The sequence below is a fragment of the Burkholderia sp. BCC0397 genome, assembly GCF_902832865.1.
Lineage (GTDB): Bacteria > Pseudomonadota > Gammaproteobacteria > Burkholderiales > Burkholderiaceae > Burkholderia.
Genome location: NZ_CADFDL010000003.1, coordinates 687,054 through 704,239 on the forward strand (window position 1 = coordinate 687,054; position 17,186 = coordinate 704,239).

Consider the following 17,186-nt stretch of genomic DNA (forward strand, 5'->3'; position numbering starts at 1 on the left):
TTTGACGTGCGCGGACTCTGAGGACAGGCACGCCAGCCGGCTGACGGCGTCCCGTCATGTTACCGATCGGTCACGCAACTCACGATCCTTGACGCATCGAAAAAGCCCTTTTGGTAAGATTGGCGCGGGTTCCGGCCCCGTCGACGCGTTCCCCGGCCGTCGCAACACCGCCTTTTCCATGCAACGATACGACCTGATTGCCTGCCACGAGTGCGACGCACTGTTGCATAAACCGCGCCTGAGCGGCCGCCAGATCGCGCGCTGTCCGCGCTGCGACGCGCTGCTCTATCGCAACAGCACCACGCAGATCGAGCGCATCACCGCGCTCGCGGTCGCGGCGCTCGTCACGTTCATCATCGCGCAGACGTTCCCGATCCTCGAAATGGACCTGAACGGCACGCGCGTGCAGACGACGCTGATCGGCGCGATCGACGCGCTGTGGCATCAGGACATGGCGGTCGTCGGCGTGATGGTGTTCTGCTCGACCGTGCTGTTCCCGCTCGTCGAGATGGCCGCGCTGCTTTACGTCCTGCTGCCGATCCGGCGCGGCATCGTGCCGCCCGGCCTCAACCTCGTGCTGCGCACGATCCAGCTCGTGCGGCCGTGGGGGATGATCGAGGTGTTCATGCTCGGCATCGTGGTCACGATCGTGAAGATGGTGAGCCTCGCGCGCGTCGTGCCCGACGCGGCGCTGTTCGCGTTCGGCGCGCTCACGCTGATGACCGCCGTCGTGCTGATGTTCGACCCGCGCACGGTGTGGGACATCGCCGACGACCTGCGCGCCGGCCGCGCACCCGAGCGGCCCGACCCCGCCGCGCCGCCGCCGGACGCGCCCCGCCGATGACGGGGCCCATGCCGACTGCCGCCCGCGAGGGCTACGCCAGCTGCCACGCGTGCGGGCTCGTGCAGACGATCGACCGGCCGCACGCGCATTGCGCGCGTTGCGGCAGCGCGCTTCACGTGCGCACGCCGAACAGCATCATGCGCACGTGGGCGCTGCTGCTCGCGGCCGCGATCCTCTACATTCCAGCGAACCTGCTGCCGATCATGCGTACGTCGTCGATCGTCGGGTCGCAGCAAGACACGATCATGAGCGGCGTCATCTATTTCTGGACGTCCGGCGACTGGCCGCTCGCCGTCGTCGTGTTCGTCGCCAGCATCCTCGTGCCGATGCTCAAGCTCGGCGTGCTGACGATCCTCGTCACCAGCGCGCAGCGCCGCGCCGCCTGGCGGCCGCTGCAGCGCACGCGCCTCTATCGGATCGTCGAGCGCATCGGCCGCTGGTCGATGCTCGACATCTTCGTCGTGACGCTGACCGTCGCGCTCGTCCATTTCCGTTCGCTCGCCGTCATCACGGCCGGCCCCGGCGCACTCGCGTTCGGCTCGGTCGTGATCCTGACGATGCTCGCGTCGATGCAGTTCGATCCCCGCCTGATCTGGGATCCAGTCGAAACCTCAGGGAATCACCATGAATAGTCCACAAGGCCCGCAGCACGACGCGCCCCGGCCGCCCGATCCGACGATCTCGACGAAAAGCGGCTGGCTGCCGTCGCTCGTCTGGCTCGTGCCGCTGATCGCCGCGCTGATCGGTATCGGCCTCGTGATCAAGTCCGTGCGCGAGCGCGGCCCGGAAATCACGCTCAGCTTCCACAGCGCCGAAGGGCTCGAGCCGGGCAAGACCCAGGTCAAGTACAAGGACGTCGAGATCGGCATGGTCAAGACGATCAAGCTGTCGAAGGACCTGTCGCGCGTGCTGGTCCAGGTGCAGCTCAAGAAGGAAGCCGAGGACTTCGCGGTCCAGGGCTCGCGCTTCTGGATCGTGCGGCCGCGCGTCGGCGCGACCGGCGTGTCGGGGCTCGGCACGCTGCTGTCCGGCGCGTACATCGGCGTCGACGCCGGTCACGGGCAGGACACGCTGACCGACTTCACCGGCCTCGAGACGCCGCCCGCCGTCACGGGCGACCAGAAAGGCACGCAATACGTGCTGCGCGGCGATTCGCTCGGCTCGGTCGACATCGGCTCGCCGGTCTACTACCGCCGCGTCCAGGTCGGCCAGGTGGTCGGCTTCTCGCTCGACAAGGACGGCACGGGCGTCACGTTCAACGTGTTCGTCAATGCGCCGTACGACCAGTACGTCGGCATGAACTCGCGCTGGTGGCAGGCGAGCGGCGTCGATCTGCGGCTCGATTCGAGCGGCCTGAAGCTGAACACGCAGTCGCTCGCGACGGTGATCCTCGGCGGCATCGCGTTCCAGACGCCGCCGAACCAGGGCAGCGGCACGACCGCGCCGAACAACACGACGTTCCGCCTCGGCTCCGACGAGGGCGACGCGATGCGCGACCCGGACGGCCAGCCGCTGCAGGTCGTGATGAACTTCAACCAGTCGCTGCGCGGGCTCGCCGTCGGCGCGACGGTCGACTTCCGCGGCATCGTGCTCGGCGAAGTGACGAACATCGGCATCGACTTCGATCCGAAGACGAAGAACTTCCTGATGCCGGTGACGATGAACGTGTATCCGGAACGCCTCGGCCGCCGCTTCCGCGAGACGATCGAGAGCAAGGGCGAACCGGCGCGCCGCGAGATCGTCGAGCGGCTCGTCCAGCACGGGCTGCGCGGCCAGCTGCGCACCGGCAACCTGCTGACGAGCCAGCTGTACGTCGCGCTCGACTTCTTCCCGAAGGCGCCGGCCGTGAAGATCGACACGGCCCGCCAGCCGCTCGAGCTGCCGACCGTGCCGAATTCGCTCGATGAGTTGCAAGTACAGATTGCCGACATCGCGAAGAAGCTCGACAAGGTGCCGTTCGACCAGATCGGCGCGAACCTGAACAGCGCGCTGTCGAACGCCGACAAGCTGTTCAAGCAGCTCGACACGCAGGTCGCGCCGGAAGCGCGCGACACGCTGTCGGCCGCGAAGCAGACCTTCTCGACCGCCGAGGCGACGCTGCAGCAGGATTCGCCGCTGCAGTCCGACGTGCGCGGCGCGCTGAAGGAACTCACGCGCACGCTGCAATCGCTGAACGCGCTCGCCGACTATCTGGAGCGTCACCCCGAATCGCTGCTCAAGGGCAAGCCAGGAGATAAACAATGACGACACGCGTGAACGGTTTCGCGAGCGGCGCGGCGGCGGTCTTCGCCGCACTCGCGCTCGCCGCGTGCAGCTCGCCGCCCGCGCGGTTCTACACGCTCAGCCCGGCCGACGCCGCGGCGCCGCTGCGCACCGCGCCGGCCAACCCGGCGTTCCTGATCGAGGTGCCGTCGGTCGGCGTGCCCGAGCAGGTCGCGAAGAACCAGCTGGTCGTGCAGAAGAACGCCGCGCAGGTCGACGTGCTCGAGCAGGAACGCTGGGCGTCGCCGCCCGCCGACGAGATCCGCCGCGCGCTGTCGGACGATCTCGCCGCGCAGCTCGGCACGATCGACGTCGCGAATTCCGCCTATCCGGCCGGCGTGCCCGTGTACCGCATCAGCGTGAACGTGCAGCGCTTCGAGTCGTGGCTCGGCAAGCGAGCCGCGGTCGACGCCGTGTGGAGCGTGCGCTCGCTTGGCACGCAGGCCGTGATGACCTGCCGCACGAGCGTCGCGGAACCAGTCGCCGACGGCTACGACGCGCTCGTCGCCGGCCACCGGCGCGCGCTCGACGTGATTGCCACGCAGGCCGCGGCCGGCGTGCGCGCGTTGGCCGCACGCCGCGGTGCGGCGGCCACGGCCGCTGCCGGCAGCAAGACGGCGGCCGCACCGGTCGTGCCGTGCCCGGCCAACCCGACGTCCGGCGGCGACGGCGGCGCGACGGGCAAGTCCGGCGCATAAGCGAACGCGGACGGCGCACGGGCGAACGTTCGACACGGCGTTCGCCCGTGCGGTATCGAATGGCGCGGCGCGTCCCGCAGCGCGCGCCGCTCGTCGCCGGCTGCACGCCGCCGCAGCCGGCCTCGCGCACCGCCTTCATCGGCCGAACGGCCATTGACATTCTTTGTCAAAGCCGCCGGAACCCGCGCCACCTAACGCGGTCGGCTTGCGTTTTCCGGCCCGATTGACGATCCTACGCACTTTCAGGCTCGCGCCGTTCGTCGTGCGCACAGCCAAGCGGCGCCGGGCCGCGTTCGGCCCGACCGCCGTGCCTCCCGGCGCCCGCACGCGAACCGCGTGCACCGCAGCGGGGCAGCCGCATCGCGGGTCGCCGCGCCTCGTCCGGCACCGGTCCCGTCTCACCCGTTCTCCCGGCGCCGCGCCGCTTCCCTGGCCGGCATCCCGAACCCGCCCGTCCCGGGCTTTCGCTATTCCGTTTATGTTTCGTTCCCTGACGACCCTGATCAAGAAGTGGCGCGCGTCGCGCAATGCCGGTCACCAGCTCGACGCGCTGCTCGCGCAAGCCGACGCCGATGCGTCGTACGCCGAGCGCAGCGAATGGCTGATCGAGGTCGCGCACTGGCTGCGCCGCAACGGTACGGTGCAGGACGCGCCGGCCGAGCGCGACGCCGACACGCGCGCGTATCCGGCCCATGCGCGGCTGCGCTACCTGTTCCACGTGCTCGATCGCAACCCCGCGTGGAAAGCGCATGCCGCGCGCATCCTGCGCGGCATCCTGCGCGAGTGCGACGGCATTTCGCTACTGTGCGACGCCGGCATGCCCGTGCATTCGGGTTTCTTCGGCGCGCTGTTCGAGCGGATCGATTCGTCGCTGATCCCGCCCGCGCCGAACCGCCGCGAGCTGTCGGCGCTGTTCACGCTGATGTTCCCGACGCCCGAGGACGCGAAATGGATCGACGCGCTGCCCGACGACCTGCTCGCGCGCCTCGCCGGCCTGATCTCGTTCGACGTCACCGACGAAGAGCGCCACGAGCCCGGCTCGTTCTCGCGCGACCTGCTGGCCGCGCTGCACAACCTGACCTGCCAGATCAGCTCGACCGGCCTGTCGCAGACGGTGCGCAGCCGGCTGTCCGACGACGATGCGCGCAAGCCGCTCGAATCGCAGCCGTTCTACCGCCTCACGCGCGCGATGCTCGCGGTCGAGACCGCGCACGCGGCCGTCGACGACGGCGGCGATCCGAGCAAGCTGCTGCACGAGGTGAACTACCTGCGCGTGCTGCTCGACGAATGCCGGATCGCCGTCGACAACGTGTTCGCGCACCTGTACCGCAACGGCGTGTCGGTCGACATCGTGTTCCAGGTCGAGCGGATGCGCATGCGCATCCTGCGCGCGGAAATGCTGCTGAACGCGTGGATGGCGCGCGACGACCTGCGCGGCATGGCGCACCTGACCGCCGAGCTCGTCGACGCGAACCAGAGCAGCCAGAGCGTCGCGCACCTCGTGCGCAGCAACTTCTCGCTGTTCGCGCGCAAGCTCGTCGAGACCAACGCGGACACCGGCGAGCACTACATCTCGCGCGGCCGCGCCGAGTACCTGAAGATGCTGCGGATGGCCGCGGGCGGCGGCCTCGTCACCGTCGTGACCGTGTGCGTGAAGTTCGCGATCACGGGCGCACACCTGCAGTCGATGCTCGAAGGGCTGCTCGCGGGCATCAACTACGCGGCCAGCTTCATGCTGATGCACTTCCTGCACTTCACGCTCGCGACCAAGCAGCCCGCGATGACCGCGCCGACGCTCGCGCGCGAGCTCGACGACACCGGCCACGAGGAAGGCGTGAAGGCGTTCGTCGCGTCGGTGATCGCGCTGATCCGCACGCAGGCGGCCGCGATTTCCGGCAACGTGCTCGTCGTGCTGCCCGTGTGCCTGCTCGTGCAACTGTTCGCGAGCAACGTGCTGCACGCGAACCTGATCTCGCCGGAGAAGGCGCACGCGACGCTGCATTCGTTCTCGCTGCTGGGTCCGACGCCGTTCTACGCGGCGCTCACGGGCGTGCTGCTGTGGGCGTCGAGCCTGCTCGCGGGCTGGGCCGACAACTGGTTCGTGCTGCACCGGGTCGGCGACGCGCTCACGTACAACCGTCGGCTGCGCCTGACGCTCGGCGCGGCCGGCGCCGCGAAGCTCGCGCACTTCTGCCGGTCGAACGTCGCCGGCGTGGTCGCGAACGTCGGTCTCGGCCTGATGCTCGGCCTCGTCCCGGCGATCGTCACCGTGTTCATGTTCCCGTTCGAAGTGCGGCACGTGACGCTGTCGGCCGGCTCGATCGGGATCGCGCTCGGCGTGCTGGGCAAGGGTGCGCTCGGCACGCCCGAGCTGTGGTGGGCCGGCGCCGGCGTGCTCAGCATGGCGATCCTCAACGTGCTCGTGAGCTTCGCGCTCGCGTTCACGATGGCAGTGCGCTCGCGCAGCCTGCGCCCGACCAAGGTGCGCACGCTCGTCGCGGCGATCGTCCGCACGGCGCTGTCGAATCCGCTCGCGCTGTTCTGGCCGGCGGCCAACCCCGCCGCGCGCGCCGGCCAGCCGGGCACGCACTGACCGGTGGCGGGGCGGCGGCGCCCGGCCGGGCGCCCCTCCGCGCCTCCCGGCACGCGCGAGCGGCCGTCGCCCCGACGCCGCCGCGCCGAAACGCCGGCCCCGGTCGCCCGCGCCGCGTACAATAGTGGACTTTTGCACGTCCTCACCCGCCTTATGTCCTCGCCCACCCTGTTCGAATTCTTCGCCCCCTGCCCGCGCGGCCTCGAAGCGGCGCTTGCCGCCGAGCTGGCCGAAATCGCCGGCCGCCACCTGAACGGCGCGCCGTTCACCGCGGGCGCGCAGGTGCCGGGCGGCGTCCATTTCAGCGGCGGCTGGGCCGCCGGCATGGCCGCGAACCTCCATTCGCGGATCGCGAGCCGGATCCTGCTGAAGATCGCGCACGGCCCGTACCGCAACGAGCAGGACGTCTACGCGCTCGCGCTCGAGCAGCCGTGGGAACGCTGGTTCGCGGCCACGCAGACGCTGCGCATCGACATCACCGCGATCAAGTCGCCGCTGAAGAGCCTCGAATTCACGACGCTGCGCGTGAAGGATGCGATCTGCGACCGGATGCGCGAGAAAACCGGCTCGCGCCCGAGCATCGACACCGGTGCGCCGGACGTGCGCGTGTTCGCGTTCCTGACGGTCAACGAATGCACGCTGTACCTCGACACGTCGGGCGAACCGCTGTTCAAGCGCGGCTGGCGTCTCGACAAGGGTGCGGCGCCGCTGCGCGAGAACCTCGCGGCCGGCATCCTGCGCCTGACGGGCTGGACGCCCGGCACCGCGCTGTACGACCCGATGTGCGGCAGCGGCACGTTCCTCGCGGAAGCCGCGCAGATCGCGCTCGGCGTGGCGCCCGGCGTCGAGCGCCGGTTCGGCTTCGAAAAGCTCAAGCAGTACGACATCACCGCGTGGCAGGGGCTGAAGGTCCCGGCACTGGACGCGAAGCGCGCCGCGCGCGGCAAGCGCGGCGACGCGCTCGGCGTGTACGGCAGCGACATTTCCGGCGACATGCTCGAGAAGGCGCGTGCGAACCTCGAGCGCGCGGGCGTGCCGTCGGTGTGGCTCAAGCAGGTCGACGCGCGCGGGATGACGCCGCCGTGCGACGGGCCGGGCATCCTCCTCGCGAACCCGCCGTACGGCGAGCGGATCGAAGTGCGCGGCCGCAGCGCACGCGGCGAGGTGCGCGAAACCGGCCGCAACCGCGGCAACGACGACGCGTTCCGCCGCACGCACACCGACGCGCCGGACAGCGAGTTCTTCAACGCGCTCGGCGATGCGCTGAAGCAGCGCTTCACGGGCTGGCAGGCGTTCCTGCTGACGTCCGACCGTTCGCTGCCCGGCCAGTTGCGCCTGCGCGAATCGGCGAAGACGCCGCTGTTCAACGGCGCGCTCGAATGCCGGCTGTTCCGCTTCGACCTGATCGCCGGCAGCGTGAAGGCACGCCCGGCCGCATCGGAAGACGACGCGTAAGCCATCCGTCCGCTTCCACGAGCAGCTACGTCGCAGGGGCCGCCATCGCGGCCCCTGTGCTTTTCCGCGGCCAGTCAGTGCTTAGACTGCGACCAGCGCGCCATCGTGAACGGCAGCGCATGCCCCGTCTCGAGCAGCGTCTTCAGGCTCGACAGCACGACCGGCCAGCCGCCGCGAATCCCGCGATCCATCTCCGAACCGGGCACCAGCCCGTCGTGCGTGACGGTCAGCTTCACGACGCCCTCGTGCGGCTCGACCAGGTAGGTCACGCGCGATTCCTCGCCCTCCCCCGACGGCGTGCGCCACGTGACCACCAGCCGGCGCGGCGGATCGTTCTCGACCACTTCGCCGACGATGTCGACCCGCGACGGATCGTCGTAGTCCTGATGTTCCCAGCGCGAACCCGGCCGCCAGTCGGGCGACGCGTTGCGATGCCGCACCCAGTAGTCCTTCGTCAGCTCGGCGTTGGTCAGCGCGTCGAACACGCGCTCGGGCGTGGCGGCGATGAAGGTCACGTACACGAAGGCGGGATTACCCATCGTCATCTCCCGTGTCGCGGGGCGCTTCCAGCCCCGCGCTTGAGATCCGCCAGCGCCTGCAGGCGCTGACGCTCGAACTTGCCGATCCAGCGTTCCGCGATGTCATGGATCGGCACCGGATTCAGGTAATGCAGCTTCTCCCGGCCGCGCCACGTCGTCGCGACGAGATGCGCGGCCTCGAGCAGCGCGAGGTGCTTGCTCACGGCCTGCCGGCTCATCGCGAGCCCGTCGCACAGCTCCGACACGGTCTGGCCGTTTTTTGCGTACAGCAGATCGAGCAACTGACGGCGCGTGGCGTCGGCCAGCGCCTTGAAAACGAGATCCATGCCGCTCCCGGGTCAATGGCCTCATTATGCAACCTAATGGTTGCATGTCAAGGGTGACAACTCTACTGACAATACGGTGTCAGCAGCCCGCGATCACACTGCAATCCCGGCGCAATGCAGGCTGGTTTCCACACCGAATCCGCATAACAACGCAAACAACGCAAACAACGCAAACAACGCAACACAAGGAGCGCGTCATGACGTCCGCAACTGCCACTGCCCCCGCAACCCTGGAACGCGCGATCGCGTGGTTCGACATTCCGTCCCTCGATTTCGACCGCGCGATCCGCTTCTACGAAACCGTGCTGCAAACCACGTTGCAGCGCGAAGTCATCGGCGGCGTGCCGATGGCGACGTTCGATCGCGACGCGTCGAGCACGGGCGGCAGCATCGTGTTCGATCCGCAGCAGATCAAGCCGAGCGCGAACGGCGTGCTCGTCTACCTGAACGCCGGCGAATCGGTCGTCGCGGCGCTCGAACGCGCGAAGCGCGCGGGCGGCGTCGTGCAGGGCTCGGTCGTCGAGCTGCCGAACAACTACGGCTATGTCGGCTACCTGATCGACACGGAAGGCAACCGCGTCGGCCTGCACGCGCCGAAATGCCACTGAGCGCAGCGGTCAGCGGGCCGGCGCGGCGCTATCATCGCGAAGTCCCCGTAGCCAGAGGAATCGAGGTGCTGTCATGACCCGCCGTGCCGACCGCCTGTTCCAGATCGCCGAGCTGTTGCGCGGGCGTCGTCTCACGACCGCGCAGCAACTGGCCGACTGGCTGTCGGTGTCGCCGCGCACGGTCTATCGCGACGTGCGCGACCTGCAACTGTCAGGGGTGCCGATCGAAGGCGAAGCCGGCATCGGCTACCGGCTGAACCGCAACGCGAGCCTGCCGCCGCTCACGTTCACGGCCGAGGAGCTGGCGGCGCTCGCCACCGGCGCGCGCATGCTCGAGACTTGGGGCGGTGCGCGCTTCGCGAGCGGCGCGCGCTCGGCGCTCGCGAAGATCGCGTCGGCGATGCCGGCCGACAAGCGCACGGCGCTCGACCGCCTGCCCGTGTTCGCGCCGTCGTTCCACATCGACGAGACGTTTTGCGCGAAGGTCGACGCGATCCACCAGGCGATCGACACGCGCCACATCGTCAGCTTCGACTATCGCGACCGGCTCGGCGCGCATTCGCAGCGCCGCGTGTGGCCGCTCGGGCTCGTCTACTGGGGCGGGCGCTGGACGATCGGCGCGTGGTGCGAGCTGCGCGGCGATTTCCGCACCTTCGACATCGCGCGGATGGGCGACATCAGCGTGCACGAGCAGTTTCCGGACATGGAAGGCCGGCGGATCGCCGACTACATGCGGATCGCGGAAGCGCCGATGCGCTGACGCGGCGGCGGGCGCGCGCGCCCGCCCTTCATTTTCCGGGCGCCGTAGGGCGCCCGGCCCCGCTTGCGTTACCCGCCGAACACCACCGGCCGCTTCGGCCGCTCGTCGACGTGCAGCGAAAACACGTCCGCACGCGCGTAGTGGCCGACGACGTCGAAGTCGTAGCGCGCCCGCACGAGCTCGTCGGTGTCGATGCGCGCGGTCACGAGCCCGGCCTCGCCGATCAGCGGCTCCGTCAGCAGGTCGCCGAGCGGCCCGACGATCACGCTGCCGCCGCGGATCAGCGGCCGCTCGGGGTCCCAGCCCGGCACGTCGATGCCGAGCGCGCGCGGCGACGGCTGCACCTGGCACGCGCTCACGACGAAGCAGCGCCCTTCGTGCGCGATGTGCCGCATCGAGCTCTGCCACAGGTCGCGCTCGTCGACGGTCGGCGCACACCAGATCTGCACGCCTTTCGCATACATCGCGCAGCGCAGCAGCGGCATGTGGTTCTCCCAGCAGATCGCGGCGCCCGCGCGGCCCGCGGCCGTCTCGACGACGGGCAGCGTCGAGCCGTCGCCCTGCCCCCAGATCAGCCGCTCGGTGCCGGTCGGCATCAGCTTGCGGTGCTTCGCGACGAGCCCGTCGCGCGGATCGAAGAACAGCGCCGTGCAGTACAGCGTGCTGCCGCCGCGCTCGATCACGCCGACCACGAGGCTCGCGCCGGTGCGCTGCGACAGCGCGGCCAGCTCGTCGGTTTCCGGCCCCGGCACGTCGATCGCCTGTGCGGCATAGCGCGCATACGCGTCGCGGCCTTCAGGCAGCCGGTAGCCGAGCCGCGTACCGAAGATTTCGCCTTTCGGATAGCCGCCGAGCACGGCCTCGGGCAGCACGACCAGCGACGCGCCGCTGTCGCGGATCGCGGTTTCGTAGCCGAGGATGGTGTCGAGCGTGGCGCGCGTGCCGGCGGGCGATGCGCCGATCTGCAGCGCGGCGATGACTGACGTGGACATGAAGGCGTCTCCGATGAATGGGATGCCGCCATCTTTATCGATAAGATATCATCGATCAAATCGATAGAACGATATGTGTCATGAATACGGATGATATCGCCGGCCTCGACCTGAACTTGCTGAAGGTATTCGAGGCGCTGTACGAGGAAGGCGGCGCGAGCCGCGCGGCGCTGCGGCTCGACCTCACGCAGTCGGCGGTCAGCGCGGCGCTCGGGCGGCTGCGCGTGATCTATGCCGATCCGCTGTTCGTGCGCACCGGCCGCGGGCTCGCGCCAACGCCGCGCGCGGACGAACTGAAGCCGATCCTGTCCGATGCGCTCGACCGCTGCCGCGAAAGCCTCGCGATCGCGGCCGACGGCGGCGACCGCGTCGGCCGCACGATCTCGATCGGGCTGTCCGACGATTTCGAGATCGCGCTCGGCCGCGCGCTGATCGATGCGGTCGCGCGCGAAGCCGCCGGCATCCGGCTGATCTTCCGGCAGACCCATAGCGGCATCGCCGGCGACGCGCTGCTGCGGCACGGCGTCGACCTCGCGATCGCGTCGGGCGGGTTCTCGGCGAACGGGCTCAGCCGGCGCGCGGTCGCCACAGGCGGTTACGCGTGCCTGATCGATCCGGCCGGCCGCGCGCGGGCGCCGCGCACGCTGACGCTCGCCGATTTTCTGCGGCGCGACCACCTGCTCGTGTCGTCGGGCGGCGTGATCGGGATCGTCGACGAGGCACTGGCCGCGCTCGGCCACAAGCGGCGCGTCGCGGCATCGACCACGCATTTCGCCGCGCTGCCGTACCTGCTCGCCAGCTCCGACGCGGTCGCGACGATTCCCGCGCATGCGGCGCGTGCGATCGCGCAATCGAGCTCGCTGCGCGCGCTCGCGTGCCCGGTCGACCTGCCGCGCTATCCGGTCGAAATCGGCTGGCGCACGAGCACGCAGCGCGACCCGGCGATCGTGCGTGTACGCGACACGATCGCCGCCTGCGTCGCGCAGCTCGTCGCTCCATGAAAAAAGCCCGGCCGGCTTGCGCCGGTCGGGCCTGTGCCGGCGCGACGCCCGCGCATCGAAGCGGCCGCCGCGTGTCGGGTCGTGCGTTAGTCGACGGCCTTCACCATGTCCTCGATGACCTTCTTCGCATCGCCGAACACCATCATCGTCTTGTCCATGTAGAACAGGTCGTTGTCGAGGCCCGCGTAGCCGGCCGCCATCGAACGCTTGTTGACGATCACCGTGCGCGCCTTGTACGCCTCGATGATCGGCATCCCCGCGATCGGCGATTTCGGATCGGTCTTCGCGGCCGGGTTCACGACGTCGTTCGCGCCGAGCACGAGCACCACGTCCACCTGGCCGAATTCGCCGTTGATGTCCTCCATCTCGTGCACGATCTCGTACGGCACTTCCGCTTCCGCGAGCAGCACGTTCATGTGGCCCGGCATCCGCCCGGCGACCGGGTGGATCGCGTACTTCACGTCGATGCCCTTCTCGACCAGCTTGTCGGTCAGCTCCTTCAGCGCGTGCTGCGCGCGGGCGACGGCGAGCCCGTAGCCCGGCACGATCACCACCGTTTCCGCGTTGCCGAGCATGAACGACGCGTCGTCGGCCGAACCCGACTTCACCGGCCGCTGCTCCTGCGCGCCCGCCGCACCGCCCGCCGCCGCGTCGCCGCCGAACCCGCCGAGGATCACGTTGAAGAACGAGCGGTTCATCGCGTGGCACATGATGTACGACAGGATCGCGCCCGACGAGCCGACCAGCGAACCCGCGATGATCAGCATCGCGTTGTTCAGCGAGAAGCCGATGCCGGCCGCCGCCCAGCCCGAGTACGAGTTCAGCATCGACACGACCACCGGCATGTCCGCGCCGCCGATCGGGATGATGATCAGCACGCCGAGCACGAACGCGATCGCCGTCATGATGATGAACGGCAGCCACGCCTGCGTGATGACGAACAGGATGCCGAAGCCGAGCATCGCGATCGCGAGCATCAGGTTGATCAGGTGCTGGCCTGCGTACACGACCGGCGCGCCCTGGAACAGCCGGAACTTGTACTTGCCCGACAGCTTGCCGAACGCGATCACCGAACCGGAGAACGTGATCGCGCCGACGAACGTGCCGATGAACAGCTCGACGCGGTTGCCGTACGGGATGAAGCTCGACGCGACGGCGTCCTGCGGCACGAGCCCGAACGCTTCCGGCTCCGACACCACCGCATACGCGATGCACACGGCCGCGAGACCGATCAGCGAGTGCATCGCCGCGACGAGTTCCGGCATCTTCGTCATCTCGACGCGCGCGGCGACGAAGGCCCCGACGCCCCCGCCGACGATCAGCGCGCCGAGCACGAGCGCGAGGCCGAGCGGCAGGTTCGCGCCGAGCCACGCGGCCTGCTTGACGATCAGCGCAATGGTCGTGAGGATCGCGATGGCCATCCCGACCATCCCGAACAGGTTGCCGCGTCGCGCGCTCTTCGGGTTCGACAACCCCTTCAGCGCCTGGATGAAGCACACCGACGCGACGAGGTACAGCAGCGTAACGACGTTCATGCTCATCGCGCGCCCTCCTTGCCGCCCTCGACACGCTTGGGCTCCTTCTTGCGGAACATCTCGAGCATTCGCCTCGTCACGAGAAAGCCGCCGAACACGTTGACGGCCGCGAGCGCGACCGCGAGCGTGCCGAAGAACTTGCCGGTCGCGCCGACGGTGAGCGCCGCCGCGAGCATCGCGCCGACGATCACGATCGCCGAGATCGCGTTGGTCACGGCCATCAGCGGCGTATGCAGCGCCGGCGTGACGTTCCAGACGACGTGGTAGCCGACGTACACCGCCAGCACGAAGATGATCACATTGATCACCGTGTGATTGATGACTTCCATGGTCTCCTCCGTTATTTGCGGGTGACTTCGCCGTCGCGGCACAGCAGCGTCGCGGCGACGATGTCGTCGGTCAGGTCGATGTTCAGCGCGCCTTCCTTCGTGACGATCAGCTTCATGAAGTCGAGCAGGTTGCGCGCATACAGCGCCGACGCGTCCGACGCGACCATCGATGCGAGGTTCGTATAGCCGGCGATCGTTACGCCGTTGTGCACGATCACCTGGTCGGCGACCGTCAGCGGGCAGTTGCCGCTCTTCCTGCCATCGAATTCCGGGCCGCGGCCGGCCGCGAGGTCGACGAGCACCGAGCCGGGCTTCATCGACTGCGCGGTTTCGACCGAGATCAGCGTCGGCGCCGGGCGCCCCGGAATCAGCGCGGTGGTGATCACGATGTCGGCCTGCTTCGCGCGCTCGTGCACGAGCGCGGCCTGGCGGCCGAGCCACGACGGCGGCATCGGGCGCGCATAGCCGCCGACACCCTGCGCGGCGTCGCGCTCTTCGTCGGTTTCGAACGGGACGTCGAGGAATTTCGCGCCGAGCGACTCGATCTGCTCCTTCACGGCCGGCCGCACGTCGGACGCCTCGATCACCGCGCCCAGCCGCTTCGCGGTCGCGATCGCCTGCAGGCCCGCGACGCCCGCGCCGAGAATCAGCACGCGCGCCGCCTTCACGGTGCCCGCGGCCGTCATCAGCATCGGCATGAAGCGCGGATACAGCGCCGCGGCCACCAGCACGGCCTTGTAGCCGGCGATGTTCGCCTGCGACGACAGCACGTCGAGACTCTGCGCACGCGTCGTGCGCGGCGCGGCCTCGAGCGCGAAACCGGTCACGCCGGCCGCGGCGAGTTTCGCCGCCTGCTCGCCGTTGAACGGATCGAGCATGCCGACCAGCACGGTGCCGCGCTTGAACAACGGCAGCTCGGTGTCGGTAGGCGCCTGGACCTTCAGTACGAGGTCGGCGTCAAAAGCGGCCGACTGGTCGGTCAATTCGGCGCCGGCGGCCGCATAGGCTTCGTCGGGATAGCTGGCTGCGCTGCCGGCCCCTTTCGCGATACTGACCCGATGGCCGGCCGCCGCGTATTTCTTCACGGTTTCCGGCGTCGCAGCCACACGCGCCTCGTTGGCCCGCGTTTCAGCAGGCACTCCAATATGCATCGTCAGTTCCTCCAGTCATTGTCAGTATTTCTTTTCTTGCAATCTTTACTGCACAACGAGCCGGACAGGCTGACTTACCGGCTCACGAGCAACGGCTTTCACGCTGCACTTTAACCGAAAGCGATGGCCCCGCCAGCACTTTCCGCACGATCGTGCTCGAATGCGACATGAGCTTGGCCCGTGCCGTCTCGCATCCCCGGGACGGACGATCTGCGAGGGTCGGATCGTCTAACGAACGGCCGGCGACGGGCGGCCGGCGGCGAACGACCGGCAGCGTTCGGGCGCAACCGGTAAAATGCCGAACCATGAAACCCGAAATCTGGACCCCGCATGTGACGGTCGCCGCGCTCGTCGAGCGCGCCGGCCGCTTTCTCGTGATCGAGGAAGAAACCTCGACGGGCCTGCGCATCAACCAGCCGGCCGGTCATCTCGAAGCCGGCGAGACGCTGGCCGACGCCGTGATCCGCGAAACGCTCGAGGAAACCGCGCACCCGTTCACGCCCGACGCGCTCGTCGGCGTCTATCTCGCGCACTACGACCGCCCCGGCAGCGCCGGCGCGACCTATCTGCGCTTCACGTTCTGCGGCACGGCCGGCGAGCCGGTCGCGGGCCATGTGCTCGACGACGGCATCGTCCGCACGCTGTGGATGACGGCCGACGAACTGCGCGCCTGCAGCGAGCGCCATCGTTCGCCCGCGGTGATGCGCTGCGTCGACGACTATCTCGCCGGGCGGCGTATTCCGCTCGATTTCGTGCACACGCACTCGGTCGCCCCGCGCCCCGAGGCATTCGAACGTCAGGCGGTCGGCAAATGAGCAAGCGCCGTGTAGTGGTGGGCATGTCGGGCGGCGTCGATTCGTCGGTGACCGCATGGCTGCTGAAGGAACAGGGCTACGACGTGGTCGGCCTGTTCATGAAGAACTGGGAAGACGACGACGACGGCGAGTACTGCTCGACGCGCCAGGACTGGATCGACGTCGTGTCGGTGGCCGACCTGATCGGTATCGACGTGGAAGCCGTCAACTTCGCCGCGGAATACAAGGACCGCGTGTTCGCCGAATTCCTGCGCGAATACTCGGCCGGCCGCACGCCGAACCCCGACGTGCTGTGCAACGCCGAGATCAAGTTCAAGGCGTTCCTCGACCACGCGATGTCGCTCGACGCGGAAATGATCGCGACCGGCCACTATGCGCGCGTGCGCGAGCGCGACGGGCGTTTCGAACTGCTGAAGGCCTTCGATCATACGAAGGACCAGTCGTACTTCCTGCACCGGCTGAACCAGGCCCAACTGTCGAAGACGATGTTCCCGCTCGGCGAGATCCCGAAGACGAAGGTGCGCGAGATCGCCGCGCAGATCGGGCTGCCGAATGCGAAGAAGAAGGATTCGACCGGCATCTGCTTCATCGGCGAACGGCCGTTCCGCGATTTCCTGAACCGCTATCTTCCGACGAAACCCGGCCCGATGAAGACGCCCGACGGCAAGGTGGTCGGCGAGCACATCGGCCTCGCGTTCTACACGTTCGGCCAGCGCAAGGGCATCGGCCTCGGCGGCAGCAAGGATGGCAACGGCGACCCGTGGTTCGTCGCCGCGAAGGACATCGCGTCGAACACGCTGTACGTCGTGCAGGGCCACGATCATCCGTGGCTGCTGTCGCGCGAGCTCGTCGCCGGCAACGTGAGCTGGGTCGCCGGCGAGCCGCCGGCGGACGGCTTCGCGTGCGGTGCGAAAACACGCTACCGGCAGGCCGATGCGGCGTGCGCGTTCGGCCGGGCCGCGTTCGGCCGGGCCGCGACAGGCCGGGCCGCGATAGGCGCCGCGGCCGCCGGCCCGGCAGGCGAAGCGCGCTTCTCGCTCGCGTTCGACGATGCGCAGTGGGCCGTCACGCCCGGCCAGTCGGCCGTGCTGTACGACGGCGAGATCTGCCTCGGCGGCGGCATCATCGAGTTCGCGGCCACCGGCCGACCCGGTCAGGTTGCACCGGCGGGCCACGCGCCGGCGCTCGCCGACGCACGCTGACATCCATTCGGTTTAGACTTGCGGCACGCCGCGCCGGCGGAACACGATTCCGCCGCGGCCGGCGCGCCGCCTTCGC

At 69.0% G+C, this 17,186-nt stretch carries 17 protein-coding genes; 11 read left to right on the plus strand and 6 right to left on the minus strand.

Translation table 11 applies throughout. The annotated features are described in order from the left end of the window. Positions 1–178: 178 nt before the first annotated feature. The 6 genes from HWX03_RS13245 (at position 179) to HWX03_RS13270 (ending at position 7,852) form a co-directional block, all read left to right on the plus strand. The gene (locus HWX03_RS13245) at positions 179–844 is read left to right on the plus strand and encodes a paraquat-inducible protein A (RefSeq protein ID WP_175871523.1); all 666 of its coding nucleotides are present in this window, start codon (positions 179–181) and stop codon (positions 842–844) included. Then, positions 841–1,476, plus strand: coding sequence for a paraquat-inducible protein A (locus tag HWX03_RS13250; protein WP_175871524.1), 636 nt, complete (start codon positions 841–843; stop codon positions 1,474–1,476). Before HWX03_RS13245 ends, HWX03_RS13250 begins: the two co-directional genes overlap by 4 nt. Beyond that, positions 1,469–3,088 (plus strand): MlaD family protein, encoded by a 1,620-nt coding sequence (locus tag HWX03_RS13255; protein ID WP_175871525.1) that lies wholly within the window; start codon positions 1,469–1,471, stop codon positions 3,086–3,088. Before HWX03_RS13250 ends, HWX03_RS13255 begins: the two co-directional genes overlap by 8 nt. Next, positions 3,085–3,804 carry a PqiC family protein gene (locus HWX03_RS13260; protein ID WP_175871526.1) on the plus strand — a complete coding sequence of 240 codons (720 nt, stop codon included), beginning with the start codon at positions 3,085–3,087 and terminating at the stop codon, positions 3,802–3,804. Before HWX03_RS13255 ends, HWX03_RS13260 begins: the two co-directional genes overlap by 4 nt. A 478-nt stretch (positions 3,805–4,282) precedes the next feature. Beyond that, positions 4,283–6,397 carry a site-specific recombinase gene (locus HWX03_RS13265; protein WP_175871527.1) on the plus strand — a complete coding sequence of 705 codons (2,115 nt, stop codon included), beginning with the start codon at positions 4,283–4,285 and terminating at the stop codon, positions 6,395–6,397. 153 nt (positions 6,398–6,550) lie between these two features. Then, entirely contained in the window at positions 6,551–7,852 is a 1,302-nt protein-coding gene (locus HWX03_RS13270; protein ID WP_175871528.1) for a class I SAM-dependent RNA methyltransferase, read from the plus strand. A gap of 74 nt (positions 7,853–7,926) precedes the next feature. Here HWX03_RS13270 and HWX03_RS13275 read toward each other — a convergent pair whose 3' ends face one another. Next, on the minus strand, positions 7,927–8,391 hold the full coding sequence (locus HWX03_RS13275; RefSeq protein ID WP_175871529.1) for an SRPBCC family protein: 465 nt from the start codon (positions 8,389–8,391) through the stop codon (positions 7,927–7,929). A gap of 2 nt (positions 8,392–8,393) precedes the next feature. Beyond that, on the minus strand, positions 8,394–8,717 hold the full coding sequence (locus HWX03_RS13280; protein WP_175871530.1) for a metalloregulator ArsR/SmtB family transcription factor: 324 nt from the start codon (positions 8,715–8,717) through the stop codon (positions 8,394–8,396). Between the two features lie 197 nt (positions 8,718–8,914). On the opposite strand from HWX03_RS13280, the gene HWX03_RS13285 reads away from it, so the two are divergent. Both HWX03_RS13285 and HWX03_RS13290 read left to right on the plus strand, forming a co-directional pair. Then, complete coding sequence (locus HWX03_RS13285) at positions 8,915–9,325, plus strand: VOC family protein (protein WP_175871531.1); 411 nt, start codon at positions 8,915–8,917, stop codon at positions 9,323–9,325. 73 nt (positions 9,326–9,398) lie between these two features. Then, positions 9,399–10,085, plus strand: coding sequence for a YafY family protein (locus tag HWX03_RS13290; protein ID WP_175820550.1), 687 nt, complete (start codon positions 9,399–9,401; stop codon positions 10,083–10,085). Positions 10,086–10,153: 68 nt separating this feature from the next. Here the strand turns inward: HWX03_RS13290 and HWX03_RS13295 are convergent, their stop codons facing one another. After that, positions 10,154–11,077 (minus strand): carbon-nitrogen hydrolase family protein, encoded by a 924-nt coding sequence (locus HWX03_RS13295; protein ID WP_059236082.1) that lies wholly within the window; start codon positions 11,075–11,077, stop codon positions 10,154–10,156. A gap of 80 nt (positions 11,078–11,157) precedes the next feature. Between HWX03_RS13295 and HWX03_RS13300 the strand changes: the two genes are divergently transcribed. Continuing rightward, entirely contained in the window at positions 11,158–12,078 is a 921-nt protein-coding gene (locus HWX03_RS13300; protein WP_175871532.1) for a LysR family transcriptional regulator, read from the plus strand. 86 nt (positions 12,079–12,164) lie between these two features. Here HWX03_RS13300 and HWX03_RS13305 read toward each other — a convergent pair whose 3' ends face one another. From HWX03_RS13305 to HWX03_RS13315, 3 genes are read right to left on the minus strand one after another with little or no spacing between them, the layout of a single operon-like run. Continuing rightward, positions 12,165–13,619, minus strand: coding sequence for an NAD(P)(+) transhydrogenase (Re/Si-specific) subunit beta (locus HWX03_RS13305; protein WP_175871533.1), 1,455 nt, complete (start codon positions 13,617–13,619; stop codon positions 12,165–12,167). Then, positions 13,616–13,942 carry an NAD(P) transhydrogenase subunit alpha gene (locus HWX03_RS13310; RefSeq protein ID WP_006476884.1) on the minus strand — a complete coding sequence of 109 codons (327 nt, stop codon included), beginning with the start codon at positions 13,940–13,942 and terminating at the stop codon, positions 13,616–13,618. Before HWX03_RS13310 ends, HWX03_RS13305 begins: the two co-directional genes overlap by 4 nt. Positions 13,943–13,953: 11 nt before the next feature. After that, positions 13,954–15,093, minus strand: coding sequence for a Re/Si-specific NAD(P)(+) transhydrogenase subunit alpha (locus HWX03_RS13315; protein WP_175871534.1), 1,140 nt, complete (start codon positions 15,091–15,093; stop codon positions 13,954–13,956). Between the two features lie 305 nt (positions 15,094–15,398). On the opposite strand from HWX03_RS13315, the gene HWX03_RS13320 reads away from it, so the two are divergent. Then, entirely contained in the window at positions 15,399–15,908 is a 510-nt protein-coding gene (locus HWX03_RS13320) for an NUDIX hydrolase (RefSeq protein WP_059501004.1), read from the plus strand. Beyond that, a complete protein-coding gene (gene mnmA / locus HWX03_RS13325) occupies positions 15,905–17,110 on the plus strand; it encodes a tRNA 2-thiouridine(34) synthase MnmA (protein ID WP_175871535.1) in 1,206 nt (401 codons plus the stop codon). Before HWX03_RS13320 ends, mnmA begins: the two co-directional genes overlap by 4 nt. Positions 17,111–17,186: the final 76 nt, after the last annotated feature.

What these genes read in the sequence shown, in the direction of transcription:
- HWX03_RS13245 (WP_175871523.1), top strand. Translation starts at nt 179, where the DNA reads ATGCAACGATACGACCTGATTGCCTGCCACGAGTGCGACGCACTGTTG.
- HWX03_RS13250 (WP_175871524.1), top strand. Translation starts at nt 841, where the DNA reads ATGACGGGGCCCATGCCGACTGCCGCCCGCGAGGGCTACGCCAGCTGC.
- HWX03_RS13255 (WP_175871525.1), top strand. Translation starts at nt 1,469, where the DNA reads ATGAATAGTCCACAAGGCCCGCAGCACGACGCGCCCCGGCCGCCCGAT.
- HWX03_RS13260 (WP_175871526.1), top strand. Translation starts at nt 3,085, where the DNA reads ATGACGACACGCGTGAACGGTTTCGCGAGCGGCGCGGCGGCGGTCTTC.
- HWX03_RS13265 (WP_175871527.1), top strand. Translation starts at nt 4,283, where the DNA reads ATGTTTCGTTCCCTGACGACCCTGATCAAGAAGTGGCGCGCGTCGCGC.
- HWX03_RS13270 (WP_175871528.1), top strand. Translation starts at nt 6,551, where the DNA reads ATGTCCTCGCCCACCCTGTTCGAATTCTTCGCCCCCTGCCCGCGCGGC.
- HWX03_RS13275 (WP_175871529.1), bottom strand. Translation starts at nt 8,391, where the DNA reads ATGGGTAATCCCGCCTTCGTGTACGTGACCTTCATCGCCGCCACGCCC.
- HWX03_RS13280 (WP_175871530.1), bottom strand. Translation starts at nt 8,717, where the DNA reads ATGGATCTCGTTTTCAAGGCGCTGGCCGACGCCACGCGCCGTCAGTTG.
- HWX03_RS13285 (WP_175871531.1), top strand. Translation starts at nt 8,915, where the DNA reads ATGACGTCCGCAACTGCCACTGCCCCCGCAACCCTGGAACGCGCGATC.
- HWX03_RS13290 (WP_175820550.1), top strand. Translation starts at nt 9,399, where the DNA reads ATGACCCGCCGTGCCGACCGCCTGTTCCAGATCGCCGAGCTGTTGCGC.
- HWX03_RS13295 (WP_059236082.1), bottom strand. Translation starts at nt 11,077, where the DNA reads ATGTCCACGTCAGTCATCGCCGCGCTGCAGATCGGCGCATCGCCCGCC.
- HWX03_RS13300 (WP_175871532.1), top strand. Translation starts at nt 11,158, where the DNA reads ATGAATACGGATGATATCGCCGGCCTCGACCTGAACTTGCTGAAGGTA.
- HWX03_RS13305 (WP_175871533.1), bottom strand. Translation starts at nt 13,619, where the DNA reads ATGAGCATGAACGTCGTTACGCTGCTGTACCTCGTCGCGTCGGTGTGC.
- HWX03_RS13310 (WP_006476884.1), bottom strand. Translation starts at nt 13,942, where the DNA reads ATGGAAGTCATCAATCACACGGTGATCAATGTGATCATCTTCGTGCTG.
- HWX03_RS13315 (WP_175871534.1), bottom strand. Translation starts at nt 15,093, where the DNA reads ATGCATATTGGAGTGCCTGCTGAAACGCGGGCCAACGAGGCGCGTGTG.
- HWX03_RS13320 (WP_059501004.1), top strand. Translation starts at nt 15,399, where the DNA reads ATGAAACCCGAAATCTGGACCCCGCATGTGACGGTCGCCGCGCTCGTC.
- mnmA (WP_175871535.1), top strand. Translation starts at nt 15,905, where the DNA reads ATGAGCAAGCGCCGTGTAGTGGTGGGCATGTCGGGCGGCGTCGATTCG.